Origin of the sequence: Porphyrobacter sp. CACIAM 03H1 (assembly GCF_002215495.1) — a bacterium.
In the GTDB taxonomy this organism is placed as follows: Bacteria; Pseudomonadota; Alphaproteobacteria; order Sphingomonadales; family Sphingomonadaceae; genus Erythrobacter.
The window spans coordinates 1,459,623-1,485,051 of sequence record NZ_CP021378.1; the positions used below are offsets into that span (position 1 = coordinate 1,459,623).

Consider the following 25,429-nt stretch of genomic DNA (forward strand, 5'->3'; position numbering starts at 1 on the left):
CATGATTTCCCTCGGGTTTCTAAGGGTATGACGGAGGGGATCGGGTCGGATCGGAGGGGGAGGCGGTGCCGGCTGTCGGAATCGAACCAACGACCTGATGATTACAAATCAACTGCTCTACCAACTGAGCTAAGCCGGCACATGGCTTCAGGAGCCGGGCCTTAATCTCACAACGCGCCGAAAGTCCACCCTTCGGTGCGTGCCACGGCGGGGGTCAGGCTTTCGGGGTGCCAAAGGTCGCGCAGGGCGTGGACCTGCCGCAGCCAGGCGGCGGTCAGCAGCGCGTCGGACGAATGGTCGTCGATCGGCCCTGTTCCGGCGACCGGCGGGCTGCCGAGCGCATCGAGCGCGTCATTGAGCGCCTCCCGCGTGCGGATCTTGGTCGCGGTGCCTGTCACGCCGCCGCGCCTTGCGGCCAACGCGGTGTAGATCTCGGTGATGACCGACCCTTGGTCCGGCAACGGATCGACCGGCCAGACCGGCACCCTGCCGCCCAGCCGGTGGAGCATCCGCATGCCCGTCAGGCTCGACTTGCCGACCTGCGCTGCGCCCACGAGGTTGAAGTTGCTTACCGGCCGAACCCCCTGCTTGCGCTGCGCGTGTTCGGCGAGGCGGAAACGGCCCTCGCGGCCGGGCGCGCCGGGAAGGAGAAAGCGGTCGCCCGTCGCGCCTGCGCCATGGCGGAAATAGCGCGCGGCTTCGGGGTGGGTGACGAAGCCGCCCGCCTCGAGGTGAGGGTCGGCGGCGCACAGCGCGTCGATCAGCGCCCACAGCCCGTGCGCGTCGGCGGGCGAGGCGTCCCAGCCGGGGAAGAAGGCGCCCGCATCGGCATGGGGCAGGCTGATGCCGAGATCGAGCCCGACCAGCGTCGGCGCTTCAAGGCTCGCCAGAAGCGCCAGCACCTCCTCGCGCGCCCATCCGCGCGGATCGGGGGGCGCGACCAGCACAGGCGCGCCCCCTTCGGCGAGCGCCACGGCAAGCGCGATGCCCCTCTGGCGCGGCCCCCTGGCACCCGACCAGTCGACGGCGAGGAAATGCGAGAAGCGCGCCGTCATCGCCTGCGCTTGCCCGGCGGCGGCAGCGCGGCGACCTGTTCGTGCGCGAGGCGGATCATCGCCCGCACCCGCTCGGGATCGGGGCTGTCATAGCGCACCAGCACCGCCGGATGTCCCTCGTAATGCGGTGTTTGCCAATAGGTCCCGGGATCGGTCGCCATCAGCATTTCGGCGGTGGCGATGTCGATGTGCAGCACGAAGGAGGTGCCCGGCTCGCGCCCCGTGCCGAGGATCGCGCGGCCGTTCGCCGCCAGCTTCACGGCGGGCTTGCCGTAGCTCTTGGCCGCTTCGGTGCCGGGCAGGGTGAGCGCGAAATCGCGGGCCGCCTCCCAGCTGTCCAAGGCCTCGCTCATCCCCGCTCGCTCCGCAGCTTGTCCCAGTAATCGAGGCGCTTCTTCACCTCGCGCTCGAAGCCGCGTTCGACCGGGGCGTAGAACTGCGCGGGCTCCATGCCCTCGGGCCAGTAGTTGTCACCCGAGAAGCCTTCGGCCGCTTCGTGGTCGTAGGTGTAGCCCGCCCCGTAGCCGAGGTCCTTCATCAGCTCGGTCGGCGCGTTCAGGATATTGGCGGGCGGGGCGAGGCTGCCGGTGTCCTTGGCCGCCTTCCAGGCCGCCTTCTGTGCCATGTAGGCGGCGTTCGATTTGGGGGCGGTGGCAAGGTAGAGGCAGGCCTGCACCAGCGCCAGTTCCCCCTCGGGCGAGCCGAGGAAGCGGTAGGCCTCCATTGCCGCCATGCACTGCGGGAGCGCCTGCGGATCGGCCATGCCGATATCCTCGACCGCCATGCGCACCAGCCGCCTCGCCAGGAACAGCGGCTCCTCCCCCGCCACCAGCATCCGCGCCAGCCAGTAGAGCGCGGCCTGCGGATCGCTCCCGCGCACCGATTTGTGGAGCGCGCTGATGAGATTGTAATGCCCGTCGCGGTCCTTGTCGTAGACCGCGACCCGGCGCTGGAGGAAATTCCCGAGGCCCGCAGGGTCGAGGGCCTCCTTCAACTCTGCCGAATAGAGCGTCTCGGCTTGCCCCAGCAGAAATCGCCCGTCGCCATCGGCTTGGGCGATGAGCGCCTCGCGCGCTTCGGGGGTGAGGGGCAGGGGGCCTTCCAGCGCCTCGGCCTTTTCGAGCAGCGCGGCGAGGGCGCGCTCGTCCAGGCGGTTCAACACCAGCACCTGCGCGCGGCTGAGCAGCGCGGCGTTGAGCGCGAAGCTCGGGTTCTCGGTGGTCGCCCCCACCAGCGTCACCACCCCGCGCTCGACGTAAGGGAGAAAGCCGTCCTGCTGCGCGCGGTTGAAGCGGTGGATCTCGTCCACGAAGAGCAGCGTCTTGCGGCCCGCCTTCGCCATTTTCTCGGCCTCGGCAAAGGCCTGCTTCAGGTCGGCCACGCCCGAGAACACCGCGCTGATCGCCGCGTAGCGCATCCCCACGGCGTCGGCGAGCAGGCGGGCGATGCTGGTCTTGCCGGTGCCCGGTGGCCCCCACAGGATCATGCTCGACAGCCGTCCGGCGGCCACCATCCGCCCGATCGCGCCGGACGGGCCGGTCAGGTGCTCCTGCCCCACCACCTCGGCGAGGGTGCGCGGGCGCAGCCGGTCGGCGAGCGGCGCGTCGGGGGCGGGCGCATCGCCGCGCGGCGCATCTTCGGGAGCGTCTTGTCCGAACAGGTCAGCCATTGGTCGGACGTGATAGGGCATCGGGCGGAAAAGGGAACCGTCGCAGGCGCGGGCGCTTGAAACGATAGGTCTAAGATATATCTTGGATGTATCTTCAACCCTCAAGGGAGGATGGCATGACCTGGAACCGGTATGGCCGCGGCGGCGGCTGGGAAAAGTTCGCCGAGACGATGGCGATGATGGCGATGAACGGCAACATGAACTTCGGCGGCCCCGGCTGGAAGATGCGCGCGCGCTTCGACGAGGAGTTTCCGCGCGGTCGCGAGCGCGAAGGCGACGGCGAGGGCGAGGAGCGCGGCCGCCGCGGGCGCCGCGGGCGGATGTTCGCACAGGGCGAACTGCGCCTCGCGCTGCTGGCCCTCATCGCCGAAACCCCGCGCCACGGCTACGAGCTCATCAAGGAAATCGAGGAAATGACCGGCGGCGCCTATGCGCCCAGCCCCGGCGCGGTCTATCCCACGCTCCAGCTGCTCGAGGACGAAGGCGCGATCGAGGAGGCCGAGGCCGAGGGCGCCAAGAAGCCCTTTGCAGCCACCCAGCAGGGCCGCGACGAGCTCGAGAGCCGGCAGGACGAGGTCGAAACCCTAATGCGCCGCCTCGGCCGCCACGGCGAACGCACCACCACCGTGCGCTCGCACGACCTGTTCCGGGCGATGGGCAACCTCGGCTCGGTGCTGAAGAACCGCGCCCGCGCGGGCAAGCTCGACGAGCACACCATCAACGAGATCGTCGACATGATCGACGAGATGGCCAAGCGCATCGAGCGCCTCTGACACGCAGCCGATTGCAGCTAACGCAGGTTAGGCATATCCTCTCCCCCGTTCGGGTCGCGCCGGATGGGGGAGAGAGCTTATGGCAACCGTGATCGGGGGGCGGCCGGCGACGCCGTGGCATCTGTGGCTGGTCGGCGGGCTGACGCTGCTGTTCAACGCGATGGGCATCATCAGCTACCTGACGACCAAGCTCGGGATGCTGGCCGAGATGGGGCTGACGCCCGAGCAGATCGCCTTCATGGAGAGCTATCCGGCATGGATCAGTGCCTTCTGGGCGCTGGGCGTGTGGGGGGCTTTCGCCGGATCGCTGCTGTTGCTGCTGCGTTCGAAATGGGCGGTGGCGGCGATGGTGGTGGGAACGGTCGGCCTCGTCGGCACGACCATCGGCAACTACCTCGTGCTCGAGGTGCCGGCCACGATGCAGGCGCACACGCTCGACGTGGCGATCTGGGTCGTGACGCTGTTCCTGCTGTTCTACACCCGCCGCATGGCGCTCGCCGGGGTGCTCAGGTAGGGCGGAGCCCGCGCGCGTTCAGGCCGCCTCGCGGGGCGGCTTAGCGGCCCGCCGCCGTTCCTCGACGAGTTCGAGATAGGTGTCGGCGACCACCGCGTTGATCGCCTCCCAGCTGTATTCGCAGGCGCGCGTCTCGCCCGCCGCACCGTGGCCCGAGCGCAGCGCCGGGTCGCTGCAATAGGGCGCGAGCACGGCCGCGAAGGCGGCGGCATCGGCCTCCTTGCTGCCCGAGGGCGCGACCAGCCGGCCGGTGATCCCGTCGGCGACGAGGCTGGCGCTGCCGGTTGCCCCGGCTGCGACCACCGGCAGGCCGCTCGCCATGGCTTCCAGCGTGACGTTGCCGAAGGTCTCGGTGACCGAAGGGTTGAAGAACACGTCCCCGCTGGCGAGCGCCTGGCCGAGGGCATCGCCGGTCTTGAACCCGGCGAAGATCGCGCCTGCCGGGAGGTTCGCCTCGAACCAGCCGCGCGCCGGACCGTCGCCGATCACCAGCACCTTGTGCGGCGCGCCGGCGGCTTTGAGGCGGGCGATGGTCTCGGCGAACACGTCGAGCCCCTTTTCCATCACCAGCCGCCCGAGGAAGACGATCGCGACATCCTCGTCGGAAAGGCCGATGCTGCGCCTCCATTCGCGGTCGCGGCGGGCGGAGGAGAAGATCGTGCGGTCGACGCCCCGGCTCCACAGCCCGATGCGGCTGTGCATCCCCATCGCCAGAAGCTCGTCGATCATCGACTGCGAGGGCGCGACCAGTGCGTCGCAGCGGTTGTAGAAGCGCTGGAGGCCCTTGACGATCAGCGGCTCGAGGAAGGCCATGTTGTAGTAGCGCGGATAGGTCTCGAAGCGGGTGTGGACGCTCGCGAGCACCGGCAGGCCGCGCGCGCGCGCCCAGCGCAGCGCGGCATGGGCGGCCGGATCGGGCGAGGAGAGGTGGACGATGTCGGGCGCGAAGGCTTCCAGATCGCGCTTCACCGCAGCGCCGAGGTGCGTCGGCATCCGGTATTCGCCGCGCCCCTTCACCGGCATCGGCACGTTGGGCAGGCCGACCAGATCGCCGGTCGGGGCGAAATCGGGCTGGGCGACCTTGGGCGAATAGACGCGCACCTTCGCCCCGCGCCCAAGCAGCGAACCGACGAGGCGATTGAGGGCCTGGTTCGCCCCGTCGCGGGTGTAATTGTAGTTACCGCTGAACAGGGCAACACGCAGATCGGAAATGTCCATGGAGAGCCGCGTTTAGGCGGGTTGTGCGCGTTTTGCGAGAGGGACGTTTGCCGGGGGTAGGGCCCTTTCGTCATTGACTTGTCACCGGGTCTCTCTAAAGCCGCCCACGGGCCACGCGGTCCCAACGCCGCGCGTGCTCTCTGCAAGGAGAGAATACATGACTGACTATGTTCGCGGGCTCGCGCATGAGCCTGTGCTGAAGCCTGAGCGCCCCTTCTTTTCCTCGGGCCCCACGGCGAAATTCCCCGGCTGGTCGCTGGACAAGCTCAAGACCGAATCGCTTGGCCGCTCGCACCGTTCGAGCCTCGGCAAGGCGCGTCTGAAGTATGCGCTCGACCTGTCGCGCGAACTGCTCGGCATCCCCGACGATTACCTGATCGGCATCATGCCCGCCTCCGACACCGGGGCGATCGAGGCCGCCATGTGGTCGATGCTCGATCCTGCGCGCCCGGTGACGGTCGCGGCGTGGGAGAGCTTCGGCAATGTCTGGATCCAGGACGCGGTGAAGCAGCTGAAGCTGCCGAACCTTCAGGTGCTGACCGCCGATTACGGCCAGATTCCCGACCTCACCACCATCCCGCAGCGCAACGACGTGGTGTTCACCTGGAACGGCACGACGAGCGGCGCGAAGATCCCGAACACCGACTGGCTCGAGCCGGGCCGCGAGGGCGTGACGATCAACGATGCCACCAGCGCGATCTTCGCGATGGAGATGGACTGGGCCAAGCTCGATGCCACGACCTATTCTTGGCAGAAGGTTCTGGGTTCGGAAGCGCAGCACGGGATGCTGATCCTCAGCCCCAAGGCGGTCGAGCGGATCGAGAGCTACGATCCGGCATGGCCGCTGCCCAAGCTGTTCCGCATGAAAAAGGGCGCCAAGCTCAACCGCGGCATCTTCGAGGGCGAGACGATCAACACCCCCTCGATGCTGGCGACCGAGGATTACATAGCCTCGCTCGAATGGGCCAAGTCGATCGGCGGCCGCAAGGCGCTGATCGCGCGGGCGGATGCCAACGCGCAGCTGGTCAAGGACTGGATCGAGGCGACCCCGTGGCTGCGCAACATGGCCAGCGACCCCGCACTCCAGACCAACACCGGCGTGTGCATGGTCTTCCAGGGCGACTGGTATGAGAGCCTGTCGGACGAGGACAAGGCCGCCGTGCCCAAGAAGATCGTCAAGCTGCTCGAGGAACGCAACGTCGGCTTCGACTTCAACGGCTACCGCGACGCGCCGCCGAGCTTGCGCATCTGGTGCGGTTCGACCGTCGAGCAGGAGGACATCAAGCGCCTCCTGCCGTGGATCGAGTGGGCCTACGAGAAGGTCAAGAACGGCTGAGGCCGTCCAAGCTTATCCCTATCCTCCCGTTCGTGCTGAGCTAGTCGAAGCACCGCTTTTCTTCTGATGCCGTGCCGCCCGCAAAGTGAAGGGCGGCCCTTCGACAGGCTCAGGGCGAACGGGTTTTCCCAGATTTGCGGAGAAATCCCATGACCAAGCCCAAAGTTCTCATTTCCGACAAGATGGACCCCAACGCCGCCCGCATCTTCGAAGAGCGCGGCTGCGATGTCGATGTGATCACCGGCGAAACGCCCGAACAGCTGATCGCTCGCATCGGCGAATATGACGGCCTTGCCATCCGCTCCTCGACCAAGGTGACCAAGGCGATCCTCGATGCCGCGACCAACCTCAAGGTCATCGGCCGCGCCGGCATCGGGGTCGACAATGTCGATATCCCCTACGCCAGCGGCAAGGGTGTGGTGGTGATGAACACCCCTTTCGGCAATTCGATCACCACCGCCGAACACGCCATCGCGCTGATGTTCGCGCTCGCCCGGCAGATTCCGCAGGCCGATGCCCAGACCCAGGCCGGCAAGTGGCCCAAGAGCGGGTTCATGGGGGTGGAGCTCACCAACAAGACCCTCGGCCTGATCGGGGCCGGGAACATCGGCTCGATCGTCGCCAGCCGCGCGCTCGGCCTGCGCATGAAGGTGATCGCCTATGATCCCTTCCTGACCGAGGACCGTGCGATCGAACTCGGCATCGAGAAGGTCGATCTCGACACGCTGCTGAGCCGCGCCGACTTCGTCACGCTCCACACCCCGCTCACCGAGGAAACCCGCAACATCCTCAGCCGCGAACGGCTCGAGAATGCCAAGAAGGGCATCCGCATCATCAACTGCGCGCGCGGCGGGCTGATCGACGAGGCGGCGCTCAAGGACTGCCTCGAAAGCGGGCAGGTCGCAGGCGCGGCGCTCGACGTGTTCGAGACCGAGCCGCCGGCGGCCGATCACCCGCTGTTCGGTGCGCCCAACTTCATCTGCACCCCGCACCTCGGGGCCTCGACCACCGAGGCGCAGGTCAACGTCGCGCTGCAGGTGGCCGAGCAGATGGCCGATTATCTGGTGAACGGCGGCGTCACCAATGCGCTCAACGTCCCCAGCCTGTCGGCGGAGGAAGCCCCCAAGCTCAAGCCCTACATGGCGCTCGCCGAAAAGCTCGGCAGCCTCGTCGGCCAGCTTGCCCACGGCAACCTCACCCGCATCGGGATCGAGCGCGAGGGTGCGGCGGCCGAACTCAACGGCAAGCCCATCACCGCCGCCGTGCTGGCGGGCTTCATGCGCCGCTATTCGGACACGGTGAACATGGTCAACGCGCCCTTCCTCGCCAAGGAGCGGGGCCTTGAGGTCGCCGAGGTCCGCCACCAGCGCGAGGGCGCGTTCAACACCCTCGTTCGCGTCACCGTGGAAACCGCGCAGGGGCCGCGCTCGGTCGCCGGCACGCTGTTCGGGACGGAAAGCCCGCGCCTCGTCGAGATCTTCGGCATCGGGATCGAGGCGGAACTCGCCGGCCACATGCTCTACATCGTCAACGACGACAAGCCGGGCTTCATCGGCCGCATCGGGACGCTGCTGGGCAGCCACGGCATCAACATCGGCACCTTCAACCTCGGCCGCCGCGAGGCGGGCGGGGAAGCGGTGCTGCTGCTGAGCCTCGACGAGGCCCTGCCCGCCGAGGTGGTGGCCGAGGCCGAGACGCTCGAGGGCGTGAAGCTGGTCAAGGCGCTGTCGTTCTGAGGTGAAGCGCCCACCCCTGACCCCTCCCGCAAGCGGGAGGGGGACTGGTGCGCGCCGATACTCCCCTCCCGCTTGCGGGGAGGGGCAGGGGGTGGGCCTGCGCGGTGCTAGCCCCCTTCACCAGCGCGGCAATGCCCGCTAAGCGCACCAGCGATGACCAAGCCCAACGATCTCCTGCCCGAAGGCCTCGAAGACCGCCTGCCGCTTGAAGCCGCGCGCATCACCGCCGCGATGCGCGCCTGTCTCGATGTGCTCGCCGCCCACGGCTACGACCGCGTCCGCCCGCCGCTGCTGGAGTTCGAGGCCGCGCTGGTCGGCCGCATGGCGGGCGTCAGCGTCGGCGAGCGCAGCACGATGTTCCGCTTCGTCGATCCCGCTTCGCTGCGCACCCTCGCGCTGCGCTCCGACATGACCCCGCAGATCGGGCGCATCGCCGCCACCAGCCTCGCCGCCGCGCCGCGTCCGCTGCGCCTTGCCTATTGTGGCGATACGGTGGTGATCAAGGCGAGCCAGCTCGACCCTGCGCGCGAGCGGCTGCAACTCGGCGCCGAGCTGATCGGCTCCGATACCGTGGCCGCCGCGGGCGAGGCGGTGATGCTGGCCATCGAGGCGCTCAAGGCAGCCGGGCTGACCGGCATCTCGGTCGATTTCACCCTGCCCGATCTCGTCGACACGCTGGCGGCAAAGGCCTTCCCGCTCGCCCCCGAGCAGATCGAGGGCGTGCGGCGCGAGCTCGACACCAAGGACGCGGGCGGATTGCGCGCGGCGGGCGGCAGCGCCTACCTGCCGCTGCTCTACGCGACCGGACCGCTGGAAGGTGCCCTCGCTGCGCTGCGGGATGTGGATGCGGGCGGGGCACTGAAGTCGCGCCTCGACGCGCTGGAGGCGATTGCCGGGCACATCGGGGATGCGGCGCGCATCACGCTCGATCCGACCGAGCGCCACGGCTTCGAATACCAGTCATGGTTCGGCTTCACCCTCTATGCCGAAGGGCAGCGCCGCGCGGTGGGGCGGGGCGGCACCTACCGCATCGCAGGGAGCGAGGAGCCGGCGACCGGCTTCACCCTCTATCTCGACCGCCTCGCCGAGGCCGCGCCCCAGCCCGAGGCTCCGCGCACCTGCTACCTCCCCCTTCGACACGACCGCGCCGCGGCGGCGCGCCTCAGGTTCGAGGGCTGGCGCACCATCGCCCAGCTCGCCGAGGGCGAGGACCCCAGGGCACTGGGCTGCGACTATGTGCTCGAGGGCGGGGAGCCGGTGGCGATCTAGGGCAGGTTCCGGCCATCGCGCCCCATCCTCGCCGCTCCGGAGTGGCAAGGCGGCACCCGCTTTCCTACCGAGGGAAGCGCGATTAGGCTCGGGCGGCTCTTTCGCATTGTCGTTGCCGCGCCGGATGCCGCATCGGCCCCGAAAGGGCCCATGAAAACGCAAAACACAGTGTCAACTTCGGTTTTGCCAAGCAACCCGATGAATTGCATCACGAATTCCCGTAGGAATTCGAAGTTTACAGTGTCAACTTTGTAAACTTCGCCTGGCCGCCCAGCACCTTCTTCAGCCAGGCGTCCATCACCGGGGTCGCGGGGTAATCGGGCTGGCCGAGGTTGCGGTTGATCTCCATGTGGCCGCGCAGGCCCTCGCCGGGGAAGCCGGAGACCTCGGCCTCGGCGCCCGCCTTGCGCAGCGCCTCGGCCAGCGCCTTCGACTGCGCCGCCGCATCGGGGCGCTGGACGTGGAGGAGGAGGAAGGCCGGGGCATTGGGCGCTGCGGCGTGGGCGATCGGGGAGAGCGCCTTGTGCCGCGCGGGATCGCTGCCGAAGGCCTGTTCATAGGTGCCGCGCATCTGCGGTCCGGCGAGTGCCAACTGCTGCGCCACATCATAGGCCGCGCCGTCGTTGGGCATCACCCCGTCGATGTCGGCAAGGGAGAGGCCCGCAGCCCGAAGGTATGTCTCGTCCGTCCCCACCAGCGCCACCAGATGCGCGCCTGCCGAGTGGCCGGTCAGCACCACGCGGGTCCGGTCGATGCCGAGCGCGTCGGCGCGCGCGAGCAGGTGGGCGAGCGCCGCAGCCACGTCCGCCGCCTGGTCCTCGACACGCGCGGCGGGGACGAGCCGGTAGTCGATCGAGGCGAAGGCATAGCCCTGCGCCAGCAGGTGCCCGGGCAGGACGCGGCCCACGGCATTGCTCTTCGACCCGCGCGACCATCCGCCGCCGTGGACGAACAGCACCAGCGGGGCGGGCCTGCCCTCGGGCACCCACAGGTCGAGTGCCTGGAGCGGATCGCTGCCGTAGGCGAGGGTCTGCTGCGGGGCGAGGGCGGGGCTGGACGCCATCGCGGCTCCCCCGCGCCGCGCCCCCTCGCGGCCCCCGCGCGCCTCGATGCGCTGGCGCAGCTCGGCCTGGCAGCCCTCGGAAAGCTCGGCATATTTCTCGCGCAGGCAGGCGGCGATCTGCCCCCGGTTGATGCCGCACAGCCGCACCACCTCCTGCCGGCAGCTCGCGGGCAGGCGCTCCTCCCCGCGGCGCTGCTGGGCGAGGATCGGGCTGGCGAGCACCGCCAGAGCGGCAGCGGCGATCAGGGCTTGGGCGGCGGGGCGCATCGGCGAAGGCTTCCTTTCGAGCGGACGGCAGTTGTTCCGTTCAACGCAGGTCGGCCGCAAAACCCTTCGCGGCGTGCTTGCCTCGCCCGTCCCGAACGCCTAGGCCCCCGCCCGGTTCACCGCCACCGGATAAGGACACACATGGCAAACGTCACCGTGATCGGCGCCCAATGGGGCGATGAGGGCAAGGGCAAGATCGTCGACTGGCTCGCCAGCCGCGCCGATGCCGTGGTCCGCTTCCAGGGCGGGCACAATGCCGGTCACACGCTGGTGATCGACGGCAAGACCTACAAGCTCTCGCTGCTGCCCTCGGGGATCGTCTCCGGCACCCTCTCGGTGATCGGCAACGGCGTGGTGCTCGACCCTTGGGCGCTGCGCGACGAGGTCGCCAAGGTCGAGGGGCAGGGGGTCACCATCACTGACGACAACCTCGCCATCGCCGACAACTGCCCGCTGATCCTCCCCCTCCACCGCGATCTCGACGCCCTGCGGGAGACCGCGGCGGGCAAGGGCAAGATCGGGACGACGGGGCGCGGGATCGGCCCGGCCTACGAGGACAAGGTCGGCCGCCGCGCGATCCGGGTGTGCGACCTCGCGCATCTCGACAGCCTCGAGGCCCAGCTCGACCGCCTCTGCGCCCACCACGATGCGCTGCGCGCCGGCTTCGGCCAGCCGCCGGTCGACCGTGCCGCGCTGCTCGAGGACCTGCGCGAGATCGCGCCCTTCGTGCTGAAGTTCGCCCAGCCGGTCTGGAAGCGGTTAAAGAAGGTCCGCCGCGCCGGCGCCAAGATCCTGTTCGAGGGCGCGCAGGGCGTGCTGCTCGATGTCGACCACGGCACCTATCCCTTCGTCACCTCCTCGAACACGGTCAGTGGCACCGCGGCCAGCGGCTCCGGCCTCGGCCCCAACTCGACCGGCTTCGTGCTCGGCATCGTCAAGGCCTACACCACGCGCGTCGGTTCCGGTCCGTTCCCGACCGAACTCGAGGACGAGATCGGCCAGCGGCTTGGCGAGCGGGGCCACGAGTTCGGCACCGTTACTGGCCGCAAGCGCCGCGTCGGCTGGTTCGATGCCGTGCTGGTGCGCCAGTCCTGCGCCATCTCCGGCGTCACCGGCATCGCGCTCACCAAGATCGACGTGCTCGACGGGCTGGAGAAGGTGAAGATCTGCACCGGCTATCGCCTGCGCGGGCAGGTCTACGACTACCTCCCCAGCCATGCCGCCGATCAGGCCGCCTGCGAGCCGATCTACGAGGAAATGCCCGGCTGGCACGAGAGCACGGCAGGTGCCCGCTCCTATGCCGACCTCCCGGCGAACGCGATCAAGTACATCCAGCGCATCCAGGAGCTGATCGAATGCCCCGTCGCGCTGGTCTCGACCTCGCCGGAACGCGACGACACGATCCTGATGCGCGATCCTTTCGTGGATTGATCGCGAGGGGCGGGGCGGGTTAGTCTTGCCCGCATGACCCGCCTCGCGCCCCTCCCGCTGCTCGCGCTCGCCGCCTGTGCCGCGCCGCCGGTGGAGCAGGCGCAGGCCCCCTCCTCGCAGCCCCCGCTGGCGCGCGAGGCGGCGCGGATCGTGCCCGAACTGCGCTTCGCCAGCGTCGACTATCTCATCGTCGACAAGTCCGAACGGCTGATGGTCGCCTATGCCGGCGGGCAGCCCGTCAAGGCATGGCGCGGCCTGCAATTCGGCGACCGGCCGCAAGGCCACAAGCAGTTCGAGGGCGACGAGCGCACGCCCGAGGGCCGCTACGTGATCGAAGGCCGCAACCCGGGGAGCGCCTATCACCTCAGCCTCAAGGTGTCCTACCCCAATGCTGCCGACCGCGCCTTCGCTGCGCAATACGGCCGCTCGCCGGGAGGCGACATCTTCCTCCACGGCCAGCCCAATTCCCTGCCCTTCGGCCGCGTTCCCGGCGACTGGACCGACGGGTGCATCGCCTTTTCCAACGAGGAGATCGAGGAATTGTGGCGCATCGTGCCCGACGGCACGGTGATCGAGATCAGGCCGTGAGCGGGGCGGAGGGCCTGCGACTATTGGGCCAACTTACTTGACCTGATCCCTTTTTGTTCTATTCTCGTTCCAACCTAGTTGGAGTCGAGTCGATGCTGACCTCCCCCGTCCGTGGTGCTTCCCCTGCCGATGACTTCACCTATGGCTGCGCTGATGACGGTGCGGGCCTGCCCGCCCGTGTCGCGATTTTCGGCGAGGACGAAGGGGTGCGGCGCCAGATCGGCGCCGACCTCGGCGGGGCGGGGTTCCGCAGCATCGACGGAGGGCCCTTGCGCTCCCTGCTCGAAGGGCCGATCGCCCTGCTCGGCGATGTGGTGGTGGTCGATTGCACGGTCATGGGCAGCCGTGGGATCGACGCGATGATGCTGGCGGGCCTTGCACGGCTCGACATGCGGGTCGCGCGGTCGGGTGCCAAGCTGATCGTCGCGACCAACCTTGCGGGGCTCGACGATGTCTTTGCCGTGCTCGACCAGTCCAACCCTCAGATCCTCGTATCTCCCACCCGCGCCGAACGGGTGATCGCGGTCGGGCGGGTGATGGGCGAGGCCGGGGCGGCGCGCCTTCGCGAGATGGGCGAGGAGGACCGCGTGGCCCTGCTGCGGCTTTCGCAGCAGGTCGAGGCGATCGCCCATTCGCTCGACCGGATGGGCCATGCCGTCTCCGCCGGCGCGGCAGTGGGCGAACTCAAGCGCGACTATCGCGGGCCCGGGATGGTGTCAGCGCCTGTCTTCGGTGCCCAGCACGCTGACCCGGCGCCCGCCGCTGTCCCGCCGCTGCCCGATCCGCAGATGGTGCGCCAGATCATCGCCGGTCGCCAGGCACGCGCACGCTTCTTCGCGCCCGAGCTGTTCGGCGATCCGGCGTGGGACATGCTGCTCGATCTCACCGCCGCGCATGGCGAAGGCACCCGCGTCTCGGTGACCTCGCTGTGCATTGCTGCCGGTGTCCCCGCCACGACGGCGCTGCGCTGGCTGACTCAGATGGTCGAAAGCGGGATCTTCGTGCGGGTCCCTGATCCGGATGACCGTCGCCGCGCCTTCATTGCCCTCAGCGACAAGGCGATCGCCGCCATGTCGGGCTATTTTGCGAGCCTGCGCACGCCGCTGCTGCAGGCGGCCTGAAGCTTGTGCGGGCCGCGCCTCTAGCCGGGCCGCCAGCGCAGGACCAGGACGAGGCCCGAAGCGGCTTCGGCATCCACACCTTCGCCCTCTGCCAGCGCCCGCCGCACGGCATCGGCGCGGGCGCGGGAGAGGATGGCCGCCGGCACCGCACCGTCGAGGCACAGCACGTCCGACTCGCCCAGCAGGCGCGCCTGCCGCAGGGTGAGGTCCTCCGGGTCGGGGCTGGTCAGGGTGATCTCGAAAACCGCGCCCGCGCCCCGATGCGCCGCCCCGCTTTCGGCCCATGCCGCGACACGCGTGGAGGCTTGCGGATCGAGCGGATCGAGCGGCCCGCCTTCACGCAGTGCGGCATCCACCGCGCGGCGCCGCTCGGCCCCGTCGGGAAAGCGCCGCCGCAGCACCGGCCGCGCCGCCTCGAGCGCCCGCGCGAGCGCGCCGAGGGTCTCGGGCAAGACCCGCTCCAGCCTGAGCCGCACGTGCTTCGCAAGACCCGCCGAAGCACCCCCGGTCCCGATCGCCACCAGCAAGGGATCGCGGTCGAGGATCGAGGGCGTGGTGAAATCGCACAGTTCCGGTCGGTCCACGACATTGACCAGCATCCCGGCGCAGCGCGCATTGATCGCCGCCACCTCGCAGGCCCTGGCGTCGTCGAAGGCGATGAAGGCCAGCCGGACGCCCTCGTCCACCGCCTGGGCGAAATCCTCGACGATCACGCCGCCCGCGCGTTCGACCAGCCGCCGCTTGGGTTCCGCGGCGGGGCCGTCACCCAGCACCAGCACCTGTTGCCCCGCGATCCGGTGGAACAGCGGCAGGCTGGCGATACGGCTCATGGCCGGATCAGGCGAGCCATTCCGGCACGCGCTCGGCATCCATGATCGCGCCCGCCTCGATCCGGTCGGCGACCACGGCGAAGCGGTCGCCGTCGACCAGCACCTCGGCGACGAAACCGCGCGAATTGTAGGACGAGGCCATGGTCGCGCCATATGCCCCGGCGGTGCGGAACACGGCGAGGTCGCCCGCCTCCAGCAAGTCGCATTCGCGGCCCATGGCAAAGGTGTCGCCCGTCTCGCAGATCGGGCCGACGATGTTGGCGGTCATGCGTGCGCCCCGCGGCTCGACCGCCTCGAAATGATGATAGGCGCCATAGAGGGCAGGGCGGGCGAGATCGTTCATCGCCGCGTCGACGATCACGAAGGGATCCCTGATCCCGCGCTTGACCCGCACCACCCGGGTCAGCAGCACGCCGGCATTGCCCGCGATCACCCGGCCCGGCTCGAAGATCAGGGTGACGCCCCAGTCCTTCGTCACCCGCGCGACCATCGCGCCGTATTCCGCCGGCGCCGGCAGCACCTCGCCCACGCGGTAGGGTACGCCGAGCCCGCCGCCGAGGTCGACATGGGTGATCGTGTGGCCCGCTCCGCGCAGGGCCTGCACCAGCGTGCCGAGCTTGCCGAAGGCGGCTTCCAGCGGAGCCAGATCGGCGAGCTGGCTGCCGATATGCACCGCCACGCCGCGCAGGTTCACGCCCGCAAGGCCAGCGAGCTTGCCGAAGATCTGCCCCGCCTCACTGATCGGCACGCCGAACTTGTTGTCGGCCTTGCCGGTCGAGATCTTGTCGTGGGTGCCGGCATCGACATCGGGGTTGATGCGCAAGGTGCACTGCGCGGTCAGCCCGCGCGCGGCGGCGATCTCCGCCAGCTCGACGCCCTCTTCCTCGCTCTCGATATTGAACTGGCCGATCCCCGCCTCAAGCGCGGCTATCATCTCGGCGGCGGTCTTGCCCACGCCCGAGAAAACGATCTTCTCCGGCGCGATTCCCGCTGCCAGAGCGCGGCGCATCTCGCCTACCGAGACGACGTCGGCACCCATGCCGGCCGCGCCCAGCACCTTCAAGACGGCGAGGTTGGGGTTGGACTTGACGGCAAAGGCGATCAGCTTGTCCGGCACGCTGTCCAGCGCCTCGCGGAACACCCGCGCGTGGCGTTCCAGCGTTGCGCGCGAATAGACATAGACGGGGGTGCCGACGGCCTCGGCGATCTGGGGCAGGGGCACGTCCTCGGCGTGCATCACGCCGTCGCGGTAGGTGAAGTGGTCCATCGGGTTTCGTTTCTATTCGGGGGGCAGGTCGAAGGGATCGTCCTGGCGTTCTTCGGAGCGGCGGCGCAGTTCGACGCTGCGTTCGGGCGCGGCGAGCGCCTCGCGCCGCAGCAATTCCTCGGCCGAGGGTTTCTCGCTCGCGCCATAGGGAGCGGTCGGCAGGCTTGCGCCCTCGGGCGGGGTGAGGGGGGCGGCGGTGCCGCAGGCAGCGACGAGCCCGGCGAGGCTCAGAACGGCAAGGCGGCGCATCATTCCTCCATACCCAGCACCGCACGCGCGGCAGCGACCTGCAAACGGACCTGATCGGGTGCGGTTCCGCCATAGGACGCGCGCGCCGCCACCGAGGCATCGACCGACAGTGCGGCATAGACGCTGTTGTCGATCCGCGCATCGATCGCCTGCAGGTCGGCGAGCGCCAGCTGGTCGAGCGCGATGCCGCGCTGCTCCGCCAGTTTCACCGCGCTGCCGGTGATGTGGTGCGCCTCGCGGAACGGGATGCCGCGCGCGCGCACCAGCCAGTCCGCAAGGTCGGTCGCGGTGGCGTAGCCCAGTTCGGCCGCGGCGCGCATCCGGGCGGTATTGAAGGTCGCGCCGGCGATCATGCCCGTCATCGCCGCGATGCTGAGCGCCATCAGCCCCGCCGCCTCGAACACCGGCGGCTTGTCGTCCTGCATGTCCTTGGAATAGGCGAGCGGCAGGCCCTTCATGGTGATCATCAGGCTAGTCAGCGCGCCGATCACCCGCCCCGAATGGCCGCGCACCAGTTCGGCCGCGTCGGGGTTCTTCTTCTGCGGCATGATCGAGGAGCCGGTCGAGAGGCTGTCGGGCAGGCGGATGAAGCCGAAGGGCTGGCTCGCCCAGAGGATCAGCTCCTCCGCGAGGCGTGAGAGGTGGAGCGCGGTGGCCGAGCAGCTCCACAGGAAATCGAGCGCGAAATCGCGGTCGGACACGGCGTCCAATGAATTGGCGGTCGGCCGGTCGAATCCCAAGGCGCGCGCCGTGGCCTCGCGGTCGATGGCAAAGCCGGTGCCGGCAAGCGCCGCCGACCCGAGCGGGCACTCGTTCATCCGCGCCCTTGCGTCGGCGATCCGCGCGCGGTCGCGCCGGAACATCTCGTAATAAGCCAACAAATGATGGCCGAGCGTCACGGGCTGAGCGGTCTGGAGGTGGGTGAAGCCGGGCATGATGCTGTCCGCATGCTCACCCGCCCGTGTCACCAGCGCGCGCTGCAAGGCGGCAAGCCCCTCGTCCATCTGGACGAAGGCATCGCGCACCCAGAGGCGGAAGTCGGTCGCCACCTGGTCGTTGCGGCTGCGCGCGGTGTGGAGGCGTCCCGCGACCGGTCCGATCAGCTCGGCAAGCCGGGCCTCGGTGGTCATGTGGATGTCCTCGCGGTCCCAATCCTCCGGCACGCCGTCGCGTTCGTATTCGGCGGCGACGGCATCGAGGCCGTTGGCGATCACCAGCGCATCCTCGGCCGGAATGATCCCTTGCGTGCCGAGCATCGCGACATGGGCCTTGCTCGCGGCGATGTCCTGCCGCCACAGCGCCTTGTCGAAGGGGATCGAGGCGTTGATTTCGCGCATGATGGCGCTAGGGCCGTCGGCGAAGCGGCCGCCCCACATGGCGTTGGTCGCACTGCTTCCGGAGCCCGTCATGTCCCGCTCGCCTGTCATTCTCGCCGTATCGCTCCTGCTGCTGGCGGGCTGCGATAGGCCCGCAGAGGCCCCGGCGCAACCGGTTGAGACGGCGGCGGGCGCGGCGGGCACGGTGGAGCGCAGGTTCGCCGGCACCCCCATGCCGGCGATCACGCTCGCCGATCCGGCCGGCAACACGCTCGATCTGGGCGCGCAGGACGGACCGGTGCTGGTCAACCTGTGGGCGACATGGTGTGCGCCCTGCGTCAAGGAAATGCCGCAACTCGATGCCCTTGCCGCCGAACTCGAGAGCGAGGTGCGGGTTCTGACCATAAGCCAGGACATCCGCGGGGCCGAGGTGGTGACGCCGTTCTTCGCCAAGGGCGGCTACACGCGATTGGAGCCGTGGCTCGACCCCGAGACGGAGTTATCGGCCCAGTTCACCCCTGAAGGCGTGCTGCCGCTGACGATCCTGTTCGACGCCAGCGGCAAGGAGGTCCTGCGGGTGACCGGCGGCTACGAATGGGGCACGCCCGAGGCGGCGGCGCTGATCCGCGGCAGCCTCGCCGCGAAGTGACCTAGCTGAGCCGCTGCGCGATCGCCTCGCCCATGCGCAGGGGATCGCCCGCTTTCAGGTCCTTGCGCCACGCCACCCGGCCCGGCTCGAACAGCAGCACAACCGTGGAACCGAGGTAGAAGCGCCCCATCTCGTCACCGGCGGCGAAACTGCGGCCTTGCCCGGCGAAATCCTCGTGCACCGGCGCGTGCGCATGGGTGCGGAAGCGGTTGGGCCAGACCGTGTCGATCCCGGCGACGATCATCGCCCCCACCATGATGCTGGCGAAGTGCCCGTCCGGGCCGTCGAAACGGCAGGCGAGGCGTTCGTTGCGGGCGAAGAGGCGGTCGACCCCGGCGGCTGTGGCGACATTGACCGAATAGAGATCGCCCGGGATGTAGCTCGTCGCCGCGAGCGTGCCGGCTGCAGGCATGTGGACGCGGTGGTAGTCCTTGGGGCTGAGATAGATCGTGATGAAGCTCCCGCCCTCGAACCGCGCGGCTTCATCGGGCCCGCAGCCGAGGATCTCCGCCACGCTGTAGTCGCGTCCCTTGGCCTGGATGATCCGTCCACCGCTGACGGGGCCGAGCTGGCTCACCGCGCCGTCCGCAGGCGAGAGGATGAACTGCCCCGCATCGGCCAGGGGCCGCACGCCGGGCTTCAGCTCGCGGGTGAAGAAGTCGTTGAAGCTCGCGAACTCCCCGATCCCGCGCGCGGCCTCGGACAGATCGACCCCGTAGGCGCGGGCGAAGCGGCGGATCAGCGCATCGCGCAGCCACGGGGTCTCGCTCGCGGCAAGGCTGCCGGCGAGGCGCGAAAGGGCATGCTGGGGGAGGATGTGCTGGAGGGCGATGAACAGGGACGACATGGCGCCGCGCTAGGGGCCTTGGCGTCCGTGCGCAAGCGCAGGGGTTAGAGTGTCGCGGTCTGCCCGCCGTCGACCTTGATCGCGCTTCCCGTGATGAAGCCCGCGCGCGGTGAGGCGAGGAAGGCGGCGATGTCGCCGAACTCCTCCGGCCGCCCGAGCCGCCCGGCGGGGATCGCCGCGACCGAGCGGGCGGTGACTTGCTCGGCAGCGAGGCCTTGTCCGGCGGCCATCGCGGCATGAAGGCTGGAGAGGCGGTCGGTGGCGATCTGGCCGGGCAGCAGCAGGTTCACCGTCACCCCGTCGGCGGCGACCTCGGCGGCGAGGGTCTTGCACCAGGAGGCCAGCATCGCGCGCACCGCGTTGGAGAGCACGAGGCCGGGGATCGGGGTGAGAAGGCTGGTCGAGGCGACCGCGAGGATCCGGCCGAAGCCGCGCTCGCGCATGGCGGGAAGAAACGCCTGAGCGAGCGCGATCTGGGCGTTGAACATCCGCGGAAAGACCGCGGCAAAGTCCGCAGGGGTGGCGCTGGCGGCACCGGCCATCGGCGGCCCGCCGGCGTTGAGCACGAGGATGTCGGGCGAGCGGCCCGCGTCCCGCACGGCCGCGATGATGGCTTCAGGCGCATCCGGATCGTCGAGATCGGCGGTGATGTGGAGCACGCCCGTGTCCGCGCCCTCCGAGCGTGCGACGGTTATGACCTCGACCCCTTCCGCCGCAAGCGCCGCTGCGATCGCGCGGCCCAGCCCCTTGCTGGCACCCAGAACGAGCGCCGTCCTGCCTTCGAGCCCTAGGTCCATCGCCCGCAGCCTCCCCGTTGATGCCGTGCGCCTGGTGGGCGGTGACGGGCTCGAACCGCCGACCCTCTCGGTGTAAACGAGATGCTCTACCAACTGAGCTAACCGCCCCAAGGCGCGCGCGTCCGGGCGGTTTACCCGTGTCCGCGCGGCGGTCAAGCTGGTAGAACCTTCAGGCCATGACCATTCAGACCCAGCTCAACGACGGCACCCCGGTCTGCATCCGCCGCGTCCGGCCCGAGGACGAGGCGCGGCTGAAGGAGGGGATCGCGCGCCTCTCGCCACAGTCGCGCTATCTGAGGTTCTTCTCTGGAATGCGCGAGGCACCGCCGCAGGTGCTGCGCGCGCTGGCGAGCGCGGACGGGCACGACCACATCGCCTGGGGCGCGCTGCGCTCAGACCTTGCCGATACGCCCGCGCTCGGCGTCGTCCACGCCTTCCGCGATGCCGACGATCCGGAAGCGGCCGAGTATTCGGTCGCGGTGATCGACGAATATCACGGCCGCGGCCTCGCGCGGCTGCTGACGGCGGTGCTGCTGCTCGATTGCGCGCGCGAGGGGCTGGAGCGGTTCACTGTTCACATCCTGCCCGAGAATCGTCCGGCGCTGGCTTTGGCGCGGTCGCTGGGTGCGGAAGGAGTGGGCCACGAAGGCGGGGTCTCGGTGCTCGAGATCGACATCGCCGAGGCCCTTGCGGCCCTGCGCGCCGAGCCCGACGTGCCGGGGCTTGCGGCGGTGTTCGAACAGTTCGGCGAGCAGGTCTAGGCGAGGACGATCGGGGCGGCTAGGGCATCGGCATGACCAGGTCACCACGCATCCTCGTTCTCGGCACGGGCGGCACGATTGCGGGCGCGGGCGCGGGCGGGACGGGAGCGGCCTATCGCCCCGGGGGCCTCTCGCTGGAGGTGCTGGTGGGTCATCTCGCGGCGCTCGGGCTGGCGGCTGAACTGGTCCCGCACGAGATCGCCCGCATCGGTTCGCAGGACATCGGTTTCGCCGAGTGGCAGGCGCTCCACGTGGCCTGCGCGGGAGCTATGGAGGATCCCGCTATCGATGCGGTAATCGTCACCCACGGCACCGACACGGCAGAGGAGACCGGCCTGCTGCTCGATCTCACCCTGCCGACGACCAAGCCCGTCATCCTCGTCGGCGCGATGCGACCGGCGGACGCGGTGGGGGCGGACGGGATGCGGAACTTCGCCAACGCGGTGAAGGTCGCGGGCGATCCGGCGGCGGCGGGGCGCGGCGTGATGCTGGTGATGGGCGACGCAGTGCTCGCCGCGCGCGATGCCCGCAAGGCCGCGACCAGCAGCATCGACGCCTTCCGCAGCTTCCCGAGAGGTCCGCTCGCACGGGTCACGCCGGCGAGTCTCGACTGGTTCGGCCCCCCGCACCGGATGGGCGAGGGCGCGCGCTATTCCTTCCCGGCCGAGCTGCCGCGCGTCGCGATCCTGACGGCGGGGGCGGGGATGGACGAAAAGCCGGTCGAGGCGCTGCTCGGCATCGGCGCGCGCGGGATCGTGCTCGCTGGGATGGGGCAAGGCAATGCACCCGCCGTGGTGCTGGAGGCGCTCGCCCGCGCGGCGGCGAGCGGCGTGCCGGTGGTGCGCGCGAGCCGCATCGACGAGGGGCTGGTCGACCGCAATGTCGAGGTCGAGGACGACCGTCTCGGGCTGGTCGCCGCGCGCGCGCTCGGCCCGGCCAAGGCGCGGGTGCTGCTGATGGTGCTGGTGGCGAACGGCATCACCGGCGCGGAGGCGGTGCAGGCGGCGTTCGACGGGGGGTGAGCGCTTCTGTCGCTGCCCTTCGCTCATGGGCGGTTCATGTCCCGCCCATAATCTGCTATGTCGCTGGAAAACAAGGAGCGATCCTATGTCCCTCACGATGTCCCTGATGCTGCCGCTCGCGGCCATGACGATGGCGGACGACCGGCTGGTGAGCGCTGCCGACGGCGGTTCCGCGCGCTTCGCCGATGTGCTCGTGACCGCCTACGTCTGCGAGCATCTCGGCTTCGGCGTGAACTACGAAGGCCTTGCCGGCTGGGGCGAGACAATCGGAGAGCGGATGGCGGCGGACGCGGCGATCCCGTCCGAACAGGCGCTCGCCCGCATCCGCGGCGATGTCGTCTCCGCGCGCGAGCGGTTCAACGCGATCCACGGCCCTGCCGTCTGGGCCTCGGCCATGACCCTGACGGGCGTCGATGCGGGCAGCGATGCGCAATACCGCTTTCAGAAGAGCTTCACCGGGCGCTGCAACGATCTGGTGGCGGCAGCCGACACCGGCGCCTTCTTCACCGCGCCCGAGGACCGGCTCTCGGGGGCCGACCTTGCCCGCAAGACCCGCGCGATGTTTCTCAGCGCGCGCGGCGGGGCCTGAGCCCGCCGCGCGGCGCCCTGCCTGATCACCCCCAGGGCGTGACGAGGTACTTCTCGCCGGTCTTCATCTGGCGGTAGTCGCAGATCGCCTCCTTCTCGAGCATCCCTTCCAGCGTCACCTTCGCCTTGTAATGCGAGGCGAAGGTGGTGGTCAGATTGTCGATCACCCGCTTGCGCATCCGCACCACGGTTTCCATGCCGGCGCGCTGGAGGAAGGGCGTCAGCAGCCAGCCGGCGATGCTCCACTGCAGGCCATAGGAGGGCGTCAGGATGGTCGGCGACAGGTCGAGCCGCCCGTAGATGTACATCTTCTTCTGCTGGTTCGACCCGTAGCGCGAGAACTCGCTCATCTGGCTGACCGCGACCTGCTCCATCGCCTTCAGCACGCCGTCCGACGCCTGCCCGCCGCCGATCGGATCGAAGCCGAGGAAGGCGCCGGTCTCGGCGATCGCGGCGCGCAGGTCGGCCATGTAGGTGGGGGCCGAGGAGTTGACGACATATTGCGCGCCCTGCGACTTGAGCAGCGCGACGTGCTCGTCCTTGCGGACGATGTTCACCAGCTTCATCCCGTCCTCGATGCAGATGCGGTTGAGCATCTGGCCAAGGTTCGATGCGGCGGCGAGGTGGACGATGGCCGAATGGCCTTCCATCCTCGCGGTCTCGACGAAGCCGAGCGCGGTCATCGGGTTGACGAAGCTGGAGGCGCCTGTCTCGGAGGAATGGTCGCCCAGCGGCAGGCACATCATGGCGTCGGCGATGGCGTATTGCGAGAAGGCGTTGCCCGGCACGCAGGCGACGCGCTGGCCCATGAGCGCCTTGGCCATGTCGCTGTCGCCGGTGGCGATCACCGTACCCGCGCCCTCGTTACCGGCGGGCAGGCGTTGGCCGTGGCGCGCCTTGTTGCCGGTGAGGAAGGGCTCGGGCATGGTCGCCACGACCTTGCCGGGGGTGTATTCGGCGGTCTCGAAATCGGCGGCGGAGGTGAGGATCGCGAGGTCGCTCGGGTTGATGGGTGCGGCTTCCATCTTCACCAGCACCTGATTGCCGGTGGGCGCGGGGAACTGGCTTTCGGCCACCTCGAGCGTCAGCTTGCCGTCGGCGGTGAGGGTGGTGAAGAGCTGCTTTCCGGTGGTCATCCTGCGTTTCCCTTTGTTCGTCGTTGCGAGTTGCGCTTTCGCTACGCCCGCAATCACGCGATGGCTAGGGTGACCTTACGTCAGGTCGTCAGGGATAGGTGGCTTCGACGAAATAGAGCCCGTGCGGCGGGGCGTTGAGGCCCAGCGCATTGCGATCCCGCGCCGCCAGCGCCTCGGCGATGCGGCTCTCCGGCCACGTCCCCGCGCCGACCAGCTTGAGGCAACCCACCATCGAGCGCACCTGATGGTGCAGGAAGGAGCGCGCGGCGGCGTGGATGTGGATTTCCTCGCCAACTTTCTCGACCCGCAGCTCGTCCAGCGACTTCACCGGATCGGCGGCCTGGCAATGGACCGAGCGGAAGGTGGTGAAATCGTGCCGCCCCACCAAGGCCTGCGCGGCGCGATGCATGGCCTCGGCGTCGAGCGGCTGGGGCACGTGCCACGCCCTGTCGCGCAGCAGCGTCAGCGGCGCGCGGCGGTTGGCGATGCGGTAGAGATAGCGCCGCCCGGTGCAGGAAAAGCGCGCGTGCCAGTCGTCGGGCACCACCGCGCAGTCGGTGACCGCAACCGGATCGGGCCTGAGGTGCGCGTTGAGGGCCTCCATCAGGCGGAAGGGATCGAAGGGCTTTTCGATGTCCACATGGCTGCGCATTGCCAACGCGTGCACGCCCGCATCGGTGCGTCCGGCGGAATGCATGACGACCGTCTCGCCGGTGATCCGGTGCAGCGCGTCCTCCACCGATTGCTGCACGCTCGGGCCGTGCGACTGGCGTTGCAGCCCGAAGAAGGGAGTCCCGTCGAATTCGAGGGTGAGGGCGAAGCGGGTCATGCCGTCCTGCCCTAGCCGTTCGTGTCGAACGAAGTCGAGACACCTGCGCAGGGCCTCTCGACTGCGCTCGAGGCGAAGGGCCTAGGCAAGCACCGTCCCCGCCGACACCGGCCGCCCGCGCAGGAATTCCACCCGTTCCAGCACCGGCTTTCCGGCGCGCTGGAGCTTCAGGGGCCGGATCGCGCCCGAACCGCAGGCGATGGCGAAATCCTCGTCCAGAACCGTGCCGGGAACGCCGCTGGCTTCCACCACCTCGGCGAGCAGCAGCTTGACCCGTTCTCCGCCCAGTTCGAACCATGCGCCCGGGAAGGGGGCGAGACCGCGAACGAGGCGCTCGATCACCTCGGCGCTTTGCGACCAGTCGATCTTCGCCTCGGCCTTGTCGATCTTGGGGGCGTAGACCGCCGCCGCATCATCCTGCGCCTCGGGCGGGAAGGCCGCGAGGTCGGCCAGCACCTCGACCATCGCCGCAGCCCCCAAAGCGCCCAGCTCCTCGAACAGTTCGCCCGTGGTCTTGTGCCCCACCGGCACCGTCACCTTGTGGAGCATCGGCCCGGTATCGAGCCCCGCCTCCATCTGCATGATCGTGACGCCCGTTTCCCCGTCCCCCGCCATCACCGCCCGGTGGATCGGCGCCGCCCCGCGCCAGCGCGGCAGGAGCGAGGCGTGGATGTTGAGGCAGCCATGCCGCGGCGCATCGAGCACCGGCTGGGGCAGGATCAGGCCATAGGCGGCGACCACCGCAACATCGGCCCCGAGCGCGGCAAACTCCGCCTGTGCTTCCGCCCCCCGCAGCGAAACGGGCGAGCGGACCGGCACCCCCAGCCGCTCTGCCTCGACCTGAACGGGGGAGGGCATCAGCTTCTTGCCCCGTCCCGCCGGGCGCGGCGGCTGGGTGTAGACGCAGGCGATCTCGTGCCCCGCCGCGTGAATCGCGCGCAGGGCGGGCACCGCGAAATCGGGCGTTCCCATGAAAATGATGCGCACTAGATTACGTCCGTTCGCCCTGAGCTTGTCGAAGGGCTGTCCTTACTTTCGACCACGGAAAAGAAAAGAGCAGCCCTTCGACAAGCTCAGGGCGAACGGCTAGAGGACAAG

At 69.3% G+C, this 25,429-nt stretch carries 26 protein-coding genes and 2 tRNA genes; 12 read left to right on the forward strand and 16 right to left on the reverse strand.

Annotated features, from left to right (window positions below; translation table 11 throughout):
- Nucleotides 1–66 precede the first annotated feature (66 nt).
- The 4 genes from CBR61_RS06845 to CBR61_RS06860 all read right to left on the reverse strand — a co-directional run bounded on the left by CBR61_RS06845 (nt 67) and on the right by CBR61_RS06860 (nt 2,724).
- Nucleotides 67–139 (reverse strand) — tRNA-Thr (locus tag CBR61_RS06845).
- 28 nt (nt 140–167) lie between these two features.
- A complete protein-coding gene (locus CBR61_RS06850; protein WP_088913690.1) occupies nt 168–1,055 on the reverse strand; it encodes a hypothetical protein in 888 nt (295 codons plus the stop codon).
- Nucleotides 1,052–1,408: a hypothetical protein gene (locus CBR61_RS06855; RefSeq protein WP_088913691.1), complete on the reverse strand. Its 357-nt coding sequence runs from the start codon at nt 1,406–1,408 to the stop codon at nt 1,052–1,054. The genes CBR61_RS06850 and CBR61_RS06855 overlap by 4 nt, the downstream gene beginning before the upstream one ends.
- The gene (locus CBR61_RS06860) at nt 1,405–2,724 is read right to left on the reverse strand and encodes a replication-associated recombination protein A (RefSeq protein WP_088913692.1); all 1,320 of its coding nucleotides are present in this window, start codon (nt 2,722–2,724) and stop codon (nt 1,405–1,407) included. The genes CBR61_RS06855 and CBR61_RS06860 overlap by 4 nt, the downstream gene beginning before the upstream one ends.
- A 116-nt stretch (nt 2,725–2,840) precedes the next feature.
- Here CBR61_RS06860 and CBR61_RS06865 point away from each other — a divergent pair, with 116 nt between their 5' ends.
- On the forward strand, nt 2,841–3,497 hold the full coding sequence (locus CBR61_RS06865; RefSeq protein ID WP_088913693.1) for a PadR family transcriptional regulator: 657 nt from the start codon (nt 2,841–2,843) through the stop codon (nt 3,495–3,497).
- 79 nt (nt 3,498–3,576) lie between these two features.
- Nucleotides 3,577–4,011, forward strand: coding sequence for a hypothetical protein (locus CBR61_RS06870; RefSeq protein WP_088913694.1), 435 nt, complete (start codon nt 3,577–3,579; stop codon nt 4,009–4,011).
- Between the two features lie 18 nt (nt 4,012–4,029).
- On the opposite strand, the gene CBR61_RS06875 is transcribed toward CBR61_RS06870, so the two are convergent.
- Entirely contained in the window at nt 4,030–5,229 is a 1,200-nt protein-coding gene (locus CBR61_RS06875; RefSeq protein ID WP_088913695.1) for a glycosyltransferase family 4 protein, read from the reverse strand.
- Nucleotides 5,230–5,386: 157 nt separating this feature from the next.
- Here CBR61_RS06875 and CBR61_RS06880 point away from each other — a divergent pair, with 157 nt between their 5' ends.
- The 3 genes from CBR61_RS06880 (at nt 5,387) to CBR61_RS06890 (ending at nt 9,570) form a co-directional block, all read left to right on the forward strand.
- On the forward strand, nt 5,387–6,565 hold the full coding sequence (locus tag CBR61_RS06880; protein WP_088913696.1) for a phosphoserine transaminase: 1,179 nt from the start codon (nt 5,387–5,389) through the stop codon (nt 6,563–6,565).
- 149 nt (nt 6,566–6,714) lie between these two features.
- Complete coding sequence (gene serA / locus CBR61_RS06885) at nt 6,715–8,301, forward strand: phosphoglycerate dehydrogenase (protein ID WP_088913697.1); 1,587 nt, start codon at nt 6,715–6,717, stop codon at nt 8,299–8,301.
- A 153-nt stretch (nt 8,302–8,454) separates the two neighbouring features.
- Nucleotides 8,455–9,570 carry an ATP phosphoribosyltransferase regulatory subunit gene (locus tag CBR61_RS06890; RefSeq protein ID WP_088913698.1) on the forward strand — a complete coding sequence of 372 codons (1,116 nt, stop codon included), beginning with the start codon at nt 8,455–8,457 and terminating at the stop codon, nt 9,568–9,570.
- A 235-nt stretch (nt 9,571–9,805) separates the two neighbouring features.
- Here the strand turns inward: CBR61_RS06890 and CBR61_RS06895 are convergent, their stop codons facing one another.
- Nucleotides 9,806–10,900 carry an alpha/beta hydrolase gene (locus CBR61_RS06895; RefSeq protein ID WP_088913699.1) on the reverse strand — a complete coding sequence of 365 codons (1,095 nt, stop codon included), beginning with the start codon at nt 10,898–10,900 and terminating at the stop codon, nt 9,806–9,808.
- A 141-nt stretch (nt 10,901–11,041) separates the two neighbouring features.
- Here CBR61_RS06895 and CBR61_RS06900 point away from each other — a divergent pair, with 141 nt between their 5' ends.
- The 3 genes from CBR61_RS06900 (at nt 11,042) to CBR61_RS06910 (ending at nt 14,040) form a co-directional block, all read left to right on the forward strand.
- On the forward strand, nt 11,042–12,331 hold the full coding sequence (locus CBR61_RS06900; RefSeq protein WP_088913700.1) for an adenylosuccinate synthase: 1,290 nt from the start codon (nt 11,042–11,044) through the stop codon (nt 12,329–12,331).
- Nucleotides 12,332–12,364: 33 nt separating this feature from the next.
- Nucleotides 12,365–12,919 (forward strand): L,D-transpeptidase family protein, encoded by a 555-nt coding sequence (locus tag CBR61_RS06905; RefSeq protein ID WP_088913701.1) that lies wholly within the window; start codon nt 12,365–12,367, stop codon nt 12,917–12,919.
- A gap of 92 nt (nt 12,920–13,011) precedes the next feature.
- A complete protein-coding gene (locus CBR61_RS06910; RefSeq protein WP_088913702.1) occupies nt 13,012–14,040 on the forward strand; it encodes a MarR family transcriptional regulator in 1,029 nt (342 codons plus the stop codon).
- Between the two features lie 20 nt (nt 14,041–14,060).
- Here CBR61_RS06910 and CBR61_RS06915 read toward each other — a convergent pair whose 3' ends face one another.
- Genes CBR61_RS06915 through argH form a run of 4 tightly spaced genes read right to left on the reverse strand, consistent with a single transcriptional unit; the run spans nt 14,061 to nt 17,762 of the window.
- Entirely contained in the window at nt 14,061–14,870 is an 810-nt protein-coding gene (locus CBR61_RS06915) for a precorrin-2 dehydrogenase/sirohydrochlorin ferrochelatase family protein (protein ID WP_088913703.1), read from the reverse strand.
- 7 nt (nt 14,871–14,877) lie between these two features.
- On the reverse strand, nt 14,878–16,137 hold the full coding sequence (gene lysA, locus CBR61_RS06920) for a diaminopimelate decarboxylase (RefSeq protein WP_088913704.1): 1,260 nt from the start codon (nt 16,135–16,137) through the stop codon (nt 14,878–14,880).
- Between the two features lie 12 nt (nt 16,138–16,149).
- Complete coding sequence (locus tag CBR61_RS06925) at nt 16,150–16,389, reverse strand: hypothetical protein (protein ID WP_088913705.1); 240 nt, start codon at nt 16,387–16,389, stop codon at nt 16,150–16,152.
- Entirely contained in the window at nt 16,386–17,762 is a 1,377-nt protein-coding gene (argH, locus tag CBR61_RS06930; RefSeq protein WP_088915503.1) for an argininosuccinate lyase, read from the reverse strand. Before argH ends, CBR61_RS06925 begins: the two co-directional genes overlap by 4 nt.
- Before the next feature lie 31 nt (nt 17,763–17,793).
- Here argH and CBR61_RS06935 point away from each other — a divergent pair, with 31 nt between their 5' ends.
- Complete coding sequence (locus tag CBR61_RS06935) at nt 17,794–18,351, forward strand: TlpA family protein disulfide reductase (protein ID WP_172835930.1); 558 nt, start codon at nt 17,794–17,796, stop codon at nt 18,349–18,351.
- A 1-nt stretch (nt 18,352) separates the two neighbouring features.
- Here the strand turns inward: CBR61_RS06935 and asd are convergent, their stop codons facing one another.
- The 3 genes from asd to CBR61_RS06950 all read right to left on the reverse strand — a co-directional run bounded on the left by asd (nt 18,353) and on the right by CBR61_RS06950 (nt 20,103).
- Complete coding sequence (gene asd / locus CBR61_RS06940; protein ID WP_088913706.1) at nt 18,353–19,198, reverse strand: archaetidylserine decarboxylase; 846 nt, start codon at nt 19,196–19,198, stop codon at nt 18,353–18,355.
- A 44-nt stretch (nt 19,199–19,242) separates the two neighbouring features.
- Complete coding sequence (locus tag CBR61_RS06945) at nt 19,243–19,995, reverse strand: SDR family oxidoreductase (protein ID WP_088913707.1); 753 nt, start codon at nt 19,993–19,995, stop codon at nt 19,243–19,245.
- Nucleotides 19,996–20,027: 32 nt separating this feature from the next.
- Nucleotides 20,028–20,103 (reverse strand) — tRNA-Val (locus CBR61_RS06950).
- A gap of 68 nt (nt 20,104–20,171) precedes the next feature.
- On the opposite strand from CBR61_RS06950, the gene CBR61_RS06955 reads away from it, so the two are divergent.
- The 3 genes from CBR61_RS06955 (at nt 20,172) to CBR61_RS06965 (ending at nt 22,367) form a co-directional block, all read left to right on the forward strand.
- On the forward strand, nt 20,172–20,756 hold the full coding sequence (locus CBR61_RS06955) for a GNAT family N-acetyltransferase (RefSeq protein ID WP_088913708.1): 585 nt from the start codon (nt 20,172–20,174) through the stop codon (nt 20,754–20,756).
- Nucleotides 20,757–20,788: 32 nt separating this feature from the next.
- Complete coding sequence (locus CBR61_RS06960) at nt 20,789–21,778, forward strand: asparaginase (protein WP_088913709.1); 990 nt, start codon at nt 20,789–20,791, stop codon at nt 21,776–21,778.
- An 85-nt stretch (nt 21,779–21,863) separates the two neighbouring features.
- Entirely contained in the window at nt 21,864–22,367 is a 504-nt protein-coding gene (locus CBR61_RS06965; protein WP_088913710.1) for a hypothetical protein, read from the forward strand.
- 25 nt (nt 22,368–22,392) lie between these two features.
- Here CBR61_RS06965 and CBR61_RS06970 read toward each other — a convergent pair whose 3' ends face one another.
- From CBR61_RS06970 to fmt, 3 genes are all read right to left on the reverse strand, one after another.
- Nucleotides 22,393–23,502, reverse strand: coding sequence for a zinc-binding dehydrogenase (locus CBR61_RS06970; RefSeq protein ID WP_088913711.1), 1,110 nt, complete (start codon nt 23,500–23,502; stop codon nt 22,393–22,395).
- A gap of 88 nt (nt 23,503–23,590) precedes the next feature.
- Nucleotides 23,591–24,331 carry a tRNA pseudouridine(38-40) synthase TruA gene (gene truA / locus CBR61_RS06975; RefSeq protein WP_088913712.1) on the reverse strand — a complete coding sequence of 247 codons (741 nt, stop codon included), beginning with the start codon at nt 24,329–24,331 and terminating at the stop codon, nt 23,591–23,593.
- 81 nt (nt 24,332–24,412) lie between these two features.
- Nucleotides 24,413–25,318, reverse strand: coding sequence for a methionyl-tRNA formyltransferase (gene fmt / locus CBR61_RS06980; RefSeq protein ID WP_088913713.1), 906 nt, complete (start codon nt 25,316–25,318; stop codon nt 24,413–24,415).
- Between the last annotated feature and the right edge of the window lie 111 nt (nt 25,319–25,429).